This window comes from Microcoleus sp. BM001215392, assembly GCF_036700185.1.
In the GTDB taxonomy this organism is placed as follows: domain Bacteria; phylum Cyanobacteriota; class Cyanobacteriia; order Cyanobacteriales; family Microcoleaceae; genus Microcoleus.
The window spans coordinates 1-11763 of record NZ_JAUBOJ010000231.1 but is presented as its reverse complement, the minus strand read 5'-3'; the positions used below and the strand labels follow the sequence as shown (position 1 = coordinate 11763).

General features: G+C 44.2%; 11 protein-coding genes. 2 read left to right on the top strand and 9 right to left on the bottom strand.

Translation table 11 applies throughout. The annotated features are described in order from the left end of the window. Positions 1–108: 108 nt before the first annotated feature. Genes cas6 through QT974_RS21935 form a run of 5 tightly spaced genes read right to left on the bottom strand, consistent with a single transcriptional unit; the run spans position 109 to position 7761 of the window. Positions 109–945: a CRISPR-associated endoribonuclease Cas6 gene (gene cas6 / locus QT974_RS21955; RefSeq protein WP_333470540.1), complete on the bottom strand. Its 837-nt coding sequence runs from the start codon at positions 943–945 to the stop codon at positions 109–111. Between the two features lie 30 nt (positions 946–975). Continuing rightward, entirely contained in the window at positions 976–3258 is a 2283-nt protein-coding gene (gene cas3, locus QT974_RS21950; RefSeq protein ID WP_333470539.1) for a type I-D CRISPR-associated helicase Cas3', read from the bottom strand. Then, positions 3251–4012: a type I-D CRISPR-associated protein Cas5/Csc1 gene (cas5d, locus tag QT974_RS21945; protein ID WP_333470538.1), complete on the bottom strand. Its 762-nt coding sequence runs from the start codon at positions 4010–4012 to the stop codon at positions 3251–3253. Before cas5d ends, cas3 begins: the two co-directional genes overlap by 8 nt. 3 nt (positions 4013–4015) lie before the next feature. Beyond that, entirely contained in the window at positions 4016–5035 is a 1020-nt protein-coding gene (gene cas7d, locus QT974_RS21940; protein ID WP_333470537.1) for a type I-D CRISPR-associated protein Cas7/Csc2, read from the bottom strand. A 17-nt stretch (positions 5036–5052) separates the two neighbouring features. Beyond that, positions 5053–7761: a CRISPR-associated protein Csc3 gene (locus QT974_RS21935; RefSeq protein WP_333470536.1), complete on the bottom strand. Its 2709-nt coding sequence runs from the start codon at positions 7759–7761 to the stop codon at positions 5053–5055. Between the two features lie 161 nt (positions 7762–7922). On the opposite strand from QT974_RS21935, the gene QT974_RS21930 reads away from it, so the two are divergent. Further along, positions 7923–8783 (top strand): helix-turn-helix transcriptional regulator, encoded by an 861-nt coding sequence (locus QT974_RS21930; protein WP_333470535.1) that lies wholly within the window; start codon positions 7923–7925, stop codon positions 8781–8783. Between the two features lie 84 nt (positions 8784–8867). Here QT974_RS21930 and hepT read toward each other — a convergent pair whose 3' ends face one another. From hepT to QT974_RS21915, 3 genes are all read right to left on the bottom strand, one after another. After that, a complete protein-coding gene (gene hepT, locus QT974_RS21925; RefSeq protein ID WP_333470534.1) occupies positions 8868–9305 on the bottom strand; it encodes a type VII toxin-antitoxin system HepT family RNase toxin in 438 nt (145 codons plus the stop codon). Beyond that, a complete protein-coding gene (gene mntA / locus QT974_RS21920) occupies positions 9302–9754 on the bottom strand; it encodes a type VII toxin-antitoxin system MntA family adenylyltransferase antitoxin (protein ID WP_333470533.1) in 453 nt (150 codons plus the stop codon). The genes hepT and mntA overlap by 4 nt, the downstream gene beginning before the upstream one ends. A gap of 452 nt (positions 9755–10206) precedes the next feature. Next, a complete protein-coding gene (locus tag QT974_RS21915; RefSeq protein ID WP_333265766.1) occupies positions 10207–10416 on the bottom strand; it encodes a hypothetical protein in 210 nt (69 codons plus the stop codon). 259 nt (positions 10417–10675) lie between these two features. On the opposite strand from QT974_RS21915, the gene grxC reads away from it, so the two are divergent. Then, positions 10676–10990, top strand: coding sequence for a glutaredoxin 3 (gene grxC, locus QT974_RS21910; RefSeq protein WP_333470532.1), 315 nt, complete (start codon positions 10676–10678; stop codon positions 10988–10990). Between the two features lie 80 nt (positions 10991–11070). Here the strand turns inward: grxC and QT974_RS21905 are convergent. Continuing rightward, positions 11071–11763 (bottom strand): thiamine pyrophosphate-dependent enzyme (locus QT974_RS21905; RefSeq protein ID WP_333470531.1); only part of this gene is annotated, 693 nt, incomplete at its 5' end.

The window sequence follows — 11763 nt, the reverse complement described above, 5'->3', positions numbered from 1 at the left end:
GTTTAAACTTATTTTTGAATTCCCATATCGGGGAATTAGCCTTTGTTTAAACCCCCGGCGGACTTTGCTATGAGACGGGGGATTCAAACCCTCAGCGGACGTAACAACTTAAGAACTCTTATTAACAACTATCCGCCTAGTCATTCCCATCCCCATCGGAGTTTTCCTCCCCACCCCGCAGTAAAGAGCAAAATCAGCCAAAGCATTAATTTGCTTAATTACCAAAGGCTCCACATCTCCCAAAATCCGATAACTAACTTCCCCAACCATCCCCACAAAATTACTTTCATAGTTAGTCACTCTCTCGCTTTTAATATTAACAAAACTCGAAAAAAGTGCATCCAAAGACAAATTAGGAATCTCAATCCCGCTGTACTTATTCCAGCGACTGAGAAGACTATTAAAAACGCAATCTCTAGTAGGAATCACCGAATCGAATTTGCCCTGTCGAAAGGTAGTAGGAGTCGCAAAACTAAAGGCAATTAAGCGGTTAGTTTCCGAAGCTTGTTCGTAAAGCTGAGAGTAAGTACAAGCATTCGCCCAAACTTGATCTACTTGAGGTGTTCCGAGAATCTTAGTAATCAGCAAATCCGCCGGGCCAAGGTGCCACGGACGGGATGGATTGAGATTCAGCCAAAGGTGAGTTAATTTGCCAAATAAAGAGTCATCCAGCAGACTAATTCGCCACCAACAGAGAGAGTGTTCGGGAATCGATTGTGTGTGTTCCCATTGCAGGAAATGGTGTTTTTTGAAAGGGCATTTTTTAGTTTGCAAAGGGCTGAGAGTGAAGGATTTATCTGCGGCGGCATCGTGGAGGCGATCGCCGAGTTGTTTGTCAACGGAACTCACGAGGGTGAGGAAGAGGGCGTGGAGGTGTCTGCCGGTGAGGTATCCGGCGGGAATTGGGGCCAGGGGCAGGATGTTGAGGATGAGGCTGTGCGGCATGATTGTTAATGGTTGGTGATTGTTGATTTTCTAAATGATGAAAGGTTCATCATCGGGAAGACGTAGCTGTTTGCTTTTCATTGCCATAGTTAAGATTCCTGCTAATCCGGGTAAAAACTTGTATTCTTTCTCAACATCATTACAAGCAATTACGATCGGATATGAGACAATTCCTTGCTTTCGGAGTTGGAAAATAGCCGCCGCATTTTTGATGCCGCAAACTATTACTCCTGGTAGCAAATGTTTTTCCAACACTTTCAGCAAAGGAGTTGGTGCGAGTTCATCTCCGATTCGTCGTTCGAGCCGGCAATTTGGAAAAGCCGTTAACTTGTTGAGTTCTTTGTTAATAAAATCTTGGTGACTGTCACTATACCGTAACCTAAAATGCAATGTATAGGTCGCTTTAGCGCGTGCTGTTACTACCACAAATTCGCCATCTTCAGCAAATTCGTAATAACGCAAAAGATGCAGAGGGTCTAAAATTGTTTCTTCAGAATCATCCAGCAATAAGCCTTGAGGGTCGCGGATGGGAAGACTTTCAAACAAGCTGGAACGAAATTGAAAAAGCGGTGCATAGCTAGCACTCCAAATCTCAGCAAAGTCTTTTAATTCTTTACCAGCATCAGCATCTTCTTGAAATAATGTCTCAAATTCTTCTATGCTGGCTCTTTTTGCTTTTAGTTCCTCAACTTCAAACGGATAATGAACCTCTAAAAACTTTTTGACAAAAGCCTGACCGCCCTTAATATACTTCCACTGGCTTTTGAGAGTGAGTTTTTTCGCAGAGACTTTGACAATCTCTTCTGCCCCGCGCAGAGTTCGCATTCGGCAGCGGTAATAGTCCCAGTCGCGATTTCCTCCAAGTGTTTCTTTGAGAGTATTGAAAAGTTGCGGTATGAATTCGCTACCGGGTAAATTATCAAATTTTTCTTCGAGTTCTAACAGAGGACGGGCAATTTCTAAAAAGGCTTCGGAACGCCAATAAACGTCTAGAAAAGGTTTGTCAAGACAGGCAATACTGTCAAGCATTTGTTTGAGGGCGACGCGTCCTCCTGTACAATCTAGGGTGGATAAACCTTGTTCCCAAGCCTTCTCTGGTAAATAGCCGATCGCCTCTGAATCAATGTTAGTTTCAGACTTACCTAGTACCCGTCCAACTCGTCCCAATCGCTGCCAAAAAGAGAAGCGATCGCGACTGGAAAAAATCAACCAATCCAAGTTTTGCCGCGTCGGTACAGGCTTTCTTTCAAAGTTAAATCCGACATCTACGGTGCTGGTTGCTAGAATAATTGGGCATTGCATTGCCCGTTTCCTGTCTGCCTTGGGTGCAGGGCCAGTAATTCGACCGATCGCATTACCAAGTCCTCTTTGTTTTAGCAAGTGGTATAGATCGTTAATGTTAACAAGAGCATCTAAAATCACAGCACCATTTTGACTTGGATTCTCCTGAAAACGTTTAGTTACTTCCTCTGCTAATTCTAGTAAAAACTGGTCTCTTTCAGGCTGCGATCGCAATTCCAGATTAACTCCTGTTTGCGATGGTAAAAGATGAGAATTGTCTGTTTCTCCATTAATCCAGGCTATTTTGACACCCTTGAATTCTAAATTTTTCAGTGCTAACTCACAAGCTGGTTCTGGTGTTGCTGTCAGCAAAACTACTCGCCGCCCGTATTCAAAAAAGCCGAAAATGTAAGAATAAGCCAGATAAAACAGCAAACTAACCAACTGTTTGGCGTCATAAAGATGAAATTCATCAAAAATGACAGTGCCAAACTTTTGATAAAAAGCACTGGCGATGTTTGTGCGATCGAGCTTATTGTATGCAAAGAAAGTCGCGTAGTAGAAAATATCAGGATTTGTTACCAAAATAATTGGTTGATTAGCCCCGACATCCGAGAAAACTGTAGCCGGATTCCGCAATACATTGTACAGCTTCTCGCCCGGACGAGTTCCAACTTTATCATTAGGCCATTCCCTAACTTCTTTAGCAGAAGCAGATTTCACAACGTGACGCAAACCTGCGGCGCGGACAAACTTTTCTAAAGCTTCCCGCTGTTGTTCTACTAACGCATTAGTGGGCGCAATATAGACAGCGCTTTGAGTGGGATTGTGCAGTAATACTGTCGCTCCCGCCCCGGTTTTTCCCGTGCCTGTTGGCGACGAATTAAGAACAATATCAGCATTCCGAGACTGTTCAAATACATCAACTTGATGCTGAAGTGCATTCTTCATAAATCCTAATTCTTTCGGGAGCGATGCACAAGCTGAAATACTTCGAGGTTCTAGCTTTGTAACTAATCTTTCATTAGCCATTTTGTCTGCCTCCACAACAGAAATATAAATTGGCGGGAACAATCGTTTCACCAATCTGCCAAGCTGCTCCTCGAAAGGAAAGGTTTTTCAGCAGAGGTGCTGGCGGCATCGAAATTAAATCGAATGACAACAGCTCTAAATTTGGCGGCAGATCGGCTACACTTAAATAAGCTTGACTTTGATAATTGCCGATCGGCAAAAGAGCTATTTCAAGTTCAGATAAAACATTCACCTTGACTTTACTCATGAATTTACCCACGCGAATATAATCGGGTAATTCGCAATTTCCAAACACCAAAGTCTGAAACTTGTTGCCGCGTTCAATCATCCGCAACCGTCCGGTTTGAGGAAAATTACTGGCTCTAAATGAACTGGGTTTTTTCCCTTGTCTTTGAATCGGTAAATCTTCACGGGCTGTAGCGACGCGGTTGTTAGTCATCGCGTACCAATAAGCATCAGAAAGTGCATTGAACCGCTCAAATCTGAATGTTACTGTGCCGTTGATTGGCGAAGCTGGCAATACATAACAAGCTTGTGCGATCGGTTCTAAATCTTCTTTGTAGGTTGGTCGTCCTGTTGCCTCACCTTGAAGGCGATAGGGGGAACGTACCCAGCCAAAAGCATAGGCAAGAGCATAGTTCCCGATCGCACCTTCAGTGTAATAGGTATCAGACAACTCCCTAGAAGCAAAAAAGACTGGTTCTGCACACCACAGTTCGACTATTTTTGCCTTTTGAAACGGAAGTGTTGACATAGATTAACTCTCTGTTTCTACAGGTGTTTTTTTGTTTTTACCTTTGCCTTTTTTCTCGGTAGGAGGCAGACGGAAAGGCTGGTAGGATTTATCCAATCGCTTCAGAAATTCATCGCGTTCTGTTTCAGACCAATGATGGTCTACATCGGCAATTAAACTTGTTAATTCATCTTCCGAAAGCTGCATTGAAACTCCCCGTTTGTTAGTCCAATTTGCAATGACTTGTTTGATTGCTGCACTCAAATCATCAGTATCGAAAGGATGCTCTAAAGGCTTTGGCAAAGCATCATAGGTAGCTTGTACCAATTCGAGAGAACTAGGAAGTTCGGCAATGCTCCCAAAGACTCCTAATATCTGGTTTTCCATCCGTCCGACGCGGCTGGAAACAGCACCGTAGCGACTTGTTAACAGAATATTGCCGATCGCATAACGCAACTCGTCAGCCGTGACATCTTTGAGGGTGACGACATCAATAAAATGGACTCCAGGTTTGATATATTCACTGGTATTTAAAGCGGTTGAGGGTTTGCCATTTGCGTCGCGCATTGTGCCATTTTCAAAGATAGCATTGATCGTGCGATCGCCCACAGCTTGACCCGCAGTCAAAATACTAAAAGCATCTTCAGTCCAAATTCGACTTTTTTGAGCACCGCCACCTCCAGCAGCAAAACCGTACAGAAAACAATCCACGCACATTTCGCAAGGTGCATTTGTGTTTAGCGAACAAAGAGCACCTTCTTTCGGGCTTGTATAAAGAAGTTCGTGAGCTCTTAAGAATTCGCGTCCCCTGCGCCTTTCTGGTGCTACCTGTTTGCGCTTAGTCATCACCAAACGCTGCACGATTGTTTTTTTATCTTCTAAACCAGCAGGCACAAATTCGCTGCACATTGGTTCGCCAGAACCTTCGGTGCGAAAAATAGTTTCAGAATGAGTTGTCCTGAGAACAATTAAACTGACAATTCGCCCTTTGGGAAAATTTTCGTAAGCGGGAGCAAGAACAGGATTAAGCTTGTTAATTGACATGGTAATCTCCTAATTAGTTAAACAGATGTGGTGGTTTCAACTGAATCATCAGAGTTATCTTCAGACTTTCTTTTGGGAAGCTGCTGATATGCTTCTTGCCAGAAAAACAAATATGCAGCTTCAAGTTTGTCTTTATCGGAGAGAAGTTTCTCTGGGCGAGCTTGGTAAATTTCTTCATACAGTTTTCGCAGGACATTGTAATACTGCTTAAGCTGCTCAAATTTAGGTGCTCCTGGCTCATAGTCACGAATTCGTTTGAGGCGAGTGTGATACTGCTGCACTAGAGAGGCAAACATAAACTCTAAATCCATGTAAGGCTTTTGAGAGCGCACTGCTGCTGTAAAATCAGTGAATGGTTCTGCTAAAGATGTGCGTTTGAAAGAACTTCCCTTGAGGTTAGATTCCGCTGCAATTTTTGCTGCTTCTTTGAGATATTGGGTTAAAAGTGCATTTTGATTGGGCATAAGACTCTCCAGTAAACTATTCAAAGGTTCGCGAATGCGACTCCAAATTACACTCAGATTCGGTTCATCTTGTTCTCGCAAAGTCCAGCGCAGCAGCACGTAATAAAGGTCAAGAGGTTGTGTGGCTGAACGGGCTAAATCGTACAAACAATCATCAGCTTTCTGAATGCTGGCAACTGCGATCGCTAATTCACCGATACAGCGCAGTCGCTTAAGAATTTCCTCGGCTTCTTGACGGCTGTATTGTCCGCTTCCTAGCAAAGTTTGCAGTGCAGCCGGAATTCCCTCTACTCGCCCGTAAATATCTGATGATATTTCTACTTCTAAGTTGCCGCTGAGGGTAAAGGGAAAGCCAAACTCTAAGGATAAGGATAATTCTAAGGCTAGTCGCAGTGATTTTAGCAACGCAACAGAAGCATTAGCATCTCCCCAAACCAAGGCTTCGGTAACAGTTGCATGGATAAATTCTGGACGTTTGGGAAATGCAATTCCGACAACTTTGTTAGGCTTGAATTCCAGAATATTGTCTTTGTACAGCTTAAATTCGTCAACTGTTACAGTACCTCCATCCGCATTTGTAGCGGCAAGTTGTTTTAAATGTTCTCGCCAAATTCTGAGTAATTCTGGAGAAGAACCTTTCGGTAATGCTAGGTGCAAATAGATGGGGTCTTTTTTATTAGCAGCCGGAAAGTTTGCCCCGATCGCCATTAGCTGATAAGCTAAAGCAGCCATTGAGTCTGCTTGCCTTTTTGGTTCTGCGCTGCTTCCACCCGGTAAGCGATTTGAGAAAACTTGAACTTTTGTACCGGGGGGCATATTGCCAGAAACTAAGTCGTCTGTTTCGCTGAAAGTAGACCCCAGAGAACAGCGTTTGCGGGGATTTGCTTCTACATAAGCATTCAGTTCGTCTATTCCGTTCCATTGAAGTGCAATCGGCAAACTCAAAGTTTTGGCAACGGCGGCAATTATTTCTTCTGAAGCCTCCGATGCCTCTGGTTTTTGCGTGCTTTCTTTTCTGAGTTGGAAAGATTCGCGCAGTGCTTCTAGAATTCCTTCTAATCCTTTTTCAGCAGCTTTGGCTGCAAATAAAGGTCGCCCGTATTGTCCGTTAAAGGGTTCAATTGCGGCTCTTTGCTGTTCTGAAATACCAACATGGTTAGCAATTTTATCCCAAACTTCTTTCGGGTTAATTCCTGCTTCTCGATAGCTGAGATAAGCAGCTTTCAATCCTTCGGCGATCGCAAATTCTTCTGCACTGCCAACAGCCAGCAAACCAATGGCTGCTGCGTTTTGTACGGCATCTGCACCCGCAGTATCGCCCCACTTGGCAATATCTTTATTGATTTTATCTGCCTTGAATCCTGCTTTTTTCTTTTCCAATAAAGCCTGGACGTTCAGCAGCACTTCCTCAATATTTTGCTGGATGGCTGATTGAGCAATTTTAATCCCATCTTTGGTAGCCCGTACCAAACGTTCGATATTATTGCCAAAAACTCCATCAATTTTCTCTTGCCAACAAGCAGCTATCTCTGTTGTCAAATCAACTGCGGGTAAACTTTCTCCTTCAAACAGTTCTCCATCTGGGAAAATTGCTAAAGGAGTCAACCCGTGTTTTTGCAAAATTTCTTCGCAAGCCCCCAGCAACAAAGCTGTGAGGTAGCCTCTGTCTTCAGATACGCGCACTCGAAACAGTTTACTGGGGCGATTAAAGGCAACGGTTAATTCTGTTTGAACTTTCCGAAAACGTTCGGATTCGGGAATTCCTAAATCGAATAAATCCGCCCCTGTTAGCATTGCGGCCCAGCGATCGATCGCCGGATCTTCGGGTAAAAATATCGCCGCATCGCTGCGATTGTGCCCTGAGTGTCTTTCTATCAGCTTTCTGGCTAATTCAAAGTCACTTTCCGTGACAACAAAGCTGAGTACGCAAGCTTTTTCTAACTGTTCTTGCAAAAATTCCCGATTTCTAGCCAGAGTTTGTACATTGCGTTTTTGTCCCGATAAATCAAGTTTATTGAGGTCGTGAACGGCCGTTGCTGCTAGCAGTACAGGTCGTTTGTGTTCAGGCACTCCGCCGATGCGACTGACTGTCAACATGAACTGACAGGCGGAGTCGAGATGTTCTGCAAGGGTTGTCCCTTCCCTGACGCCGTACTGGTGATGGGCTGCGTGACGTTCGTAAAGCTGGGGTCGAATTTCGCTAAAATACTTTTCCTCTAAGGTTTTGGGAGGACGGTTCAACAGTCGGCGCTGGTTTGACACGATCGATTCCTCATGTAAAATTTCTTACTTGGGGCAAGTTTTTGAGTTGCCAACAACTTCTGCAAGTGCAATGATTGTACTTTCTGGGTTTGCAGGGAATTACTATTTACAATAAAATCAATATAGCACGTATTTTTATAAGTGCAAGTATATTTATAGAAATGTCGCGAAAAAAAGAAGCACTCACCCTTTCAGTCCCGCCGGAAACCAAAGAGCAGCTAGAGTCGATCGCCCTTCGCCTCGGCATCTTCTGGGGCAAATCCCCCAGTGTATCTGGGTTACTGGTCGCGATCGCCCAACACCGACTTGATGTAGGTGAACCATTCACCCTCAATTCCAGCGAAGTCGCAGCCTTACAACAAGCCATCAGGCTGCTGATCGACTCAGGCTATGTTGAGCAAGCCCGATCGGTCTCACAACTTCTGATCGGTCGAGGAAACCTGGCAGCCCCTCTGCGCCAGTCCCTCCTCCAACAAGCCATTCAACCCACCGCAGCGTGGCGCATTCAAGCCGAAGAATACATCAACGACGGACAACCCTTTCTGGTTCTGTACCGCAATCCTAAAGGAGAGGATTTGGCATATACAGCGCGCTATGCCGAGATTTCCTTTGAGGAAAAGCGGTTTTACCTAGAAATTTGGTGCGAAGAGACTGATGACATCAAAAATCCCGATTATCCCGAACTGATCCACAATCGCTGTCTGCGGTTCGATCGCATTCAGTCGATCGTCAAAACGGACGGAAACTGGCGCGATGAAGGCTTAGATTATTTAAAAGTGTACTTGCACTTTTATCGCGGCATGGTCAAAGCCTACGATCCGAGGGCAAGAGATATCAGCAATGAAGTTGTGGGAGACATCCGTCAAGTCGTGCGGAATGTCTCTAATCCTTTTTGGCTGATGCGAGAGGTATCGCGGTATTGGGAAGATTGCGTCATTGTCTCGCCCCAGAAAGTGCGCGATCGATTCCAACAAAAACTGATCGCCCTCTGCCGCCTGTACAACCTCGAAATCCGCGATTAGAGGACACGGCAATGCCGTTTACCTAGCAAAATAGTCACAAACAAAAGCAGCCTTTAAAGGCTGCTTTCACAAAAAAACAGTTGTTCATTTGTCTCGAAGAGAATCTAGATAAGTAGTTATTTGCCGTTGATAAATAGGGTATTTCTGCAATACAATATCAATCGCTTGATGCACTTTCACAGGATCGATTGCGTCATACAGATGTACCAGGCGGTTACGCAAAACACCGGATTGAGATAGAATATTAGCTAACTCGGCTGTTATAATGCCACAGTTGCTAACTTCTATAAAAACATCAAAGTTGCTATTCGGTTGCTGGACTTCTAATCGCTTGAGCAAATATCTATTGACATCAATTGCAACTTGAATAATGAGTTGCAACAATCGTTCTACAATTAACTGCTTTCCCCGATCTTTGAGATATTCTTCTAAAGTAATCGACTCAAAAGAACTTAAACTTTCTAGATAGTCTGTCATAAAATCCAGCTTAGCTAGGACGATCGCAGGCTCAATCTCCTTCATACTCCCCTCCTTTGCAACGCAACCTCGATTTTTTGTCGCAGATCCTGGCGTAGCAATTCTAATTCTGCATCAGTCATCAAACATTGTTGTTTAAAAGCTTCAAATTGACATGATTCTGTTTCGTAGAGTAAAATTCCATCTCGCGCCACGAAATGAGCAATTAGCGATGAACAGCGATTCAATTCCACAACATCAATCTCGTCACTATTGATTCCAAAGACTTGACCCAAAATCCCTGGAACTTCAAACCAAGAAAATCCCCGGTCTTGACAGTATTCTTCCCTCAGTTTTTCATCGTAAAGTGCCGCAAAATCCCAATCACTTTTTGGGTGAGTATCACCTCTGGCACGAGAACCAAAGAGAATTAGCATTTTGAGATAAGGAATTTGTTCGGGAAGTTGTGAAGCAATTTCCTGAAGTTCAGTTAGTGTTGGGGAAATTTGGAGCATAGTTATAGCAGTTGACAGTTGACAGTTGACAGTTGACAGTTGACAGTTGACAGTTGACAGTTACATGGTACAAGTATCAAATCTTTGATGGTAGAGGGTTGGCGCCTCTATTCATGAGTTCCTGAATGTCCTAACCGCTGTGGCGGTTGCTATAACTTTTACTGAGCTGCTAATTCTAAAATTTCCTGCTTAATTTCATAACACAATTTGCCAAAAATAATGCCGTTTCCCTACGGAAATCCCCTATTAGCCGTCCAACAAAAAGCAGCCCGTAACAGGCTGCACATCGAAAAAACCGTTGTTTTGTTGGAGGAGAAAACTTTTAAATCGAATTCAAGTTGCCGTTATATCAAGTCTCTGGGACTCCGGCGGGCGATCGGCTGCCAACCAATTTCGCCATCTTTATCTACCGCTGACTCACCTTACCATCAGCACAAAACTGCAAATCGTCGTTACGCTGAAAGTTCGTTGACCATTTTCACCCGGCCTCTGATTACTGCCCGCAGCAGGCGGTTGACACAGCCTCTATCTTCGTCATTCAGCGACTCGTCCAAGGTGGCGGCCATCAAACCGTAGCGATCGGCTAAAGTCAAAACGCCTGTGTCGGTTACAGAAGCGAGGATTTCAGAGATAGCGCCGGGGAGGAGTTGTAAAGCGTTCATGGCAGTGCGGTTGAATTCGATATATTCATAATCCCTTGGTTTCCTCAAAAGATCAGTGATATTAAGGAGGTTCCGCAGGTGATAATTTTGGGTGAAAGCAAGCGATCGGAGTAGAGTAAATGTGTGACGCGAATCACAGCGCTACAGGTGTGGCGGTAATTGCATCCCAGCCCAACCTTTGCTATAACGCGGGATTGATGGCGTTTCGCTAAAATGATTTAATCTCTCAACCAGTTCAATTTTTACCCCTCTACCGAAAATGCTTGATTTTCTGAATCCCATTTTGGGCCGCAAGCCCGATCGCATCAAAGCCAATGTTGAAATTTATACTTGGCAAACCTGTCCGTACTGTATTCGGGCAAAAACCTTGCTGTGGTGGAAAGGCGTCAATTACACGGAATACAAAATTGACGGCGACGAAGCTGCTAGAAATGCCATGGCCGATCGCTCTAACGGCAAGCGCAGCGTGCCCCAAATCTTTATTAACAACCAGCACGTAGGCGGCTGCGATGACATTCACAAACTCGACGCAGAAGGACAATTAGATGCGCTGCTAGCTCAACCAGCAGTTTAAATACTCCTTGTACGCTTTTCTTTCAGTCCGCGGAGGCGGACTTCGTATGTGTAGCCCCGACTTCCAGTCGGCGGCCGATCTTAGTCCGCAGCAAATTTACCTAGATTGTCTTGCCGCCATTTAGCATCGGAGCGCCTGTTTGTTGGCAATTCTAAGACGCGAATGCCGCTATTTGGCAGCAAAAACAATTTTTGTTTTAACAGTTCCCAATCGTCGATTATCTCGTGTTCCACGCCGTAAGTTGCACACAATTGAGCAAAATTGATATGCTGCGGCGTGGCAAAAAACTCTTCAAAGGGCGGGTCAAATTTGGCAACTGGCAGCATTTCAAAAATTCCGCCGCCGTTGTTATTAATTAAAACAATTGTCAGATGACCGACAAATTTATTTTTAATTAAAAAACCGTTTGTATCGTGCAAAAGTGTTAAATCGCCTGTTAACAAAATACTGCTTTGATTGCGGTGGGCTACTCCTAAAGCTGTTGACAGTGTGCCGTCTATGCCGTTGGCGCCGCGATTGACAAAAGGTTTTATTTGTAAGTTGTTGGGCTTCCAGAAAAACTCGACATCTCGGACGGGCATACTGTTAGCAATAAATATGGGTGTGGCTGGTGGCAATATTTGGGAAAGCAGCCAAGGAATTTTTGGTTCGATGATGTTGTTAATTGTTGATAATTTTTGGTCTATTGTTTGTCTGACTTGGGTTTCGGTGTTGTGCCAAAGTTGGAGGTATTCGTTTGAATCAGAGGTTTGAACCCCCCCTAACCCCCCCTT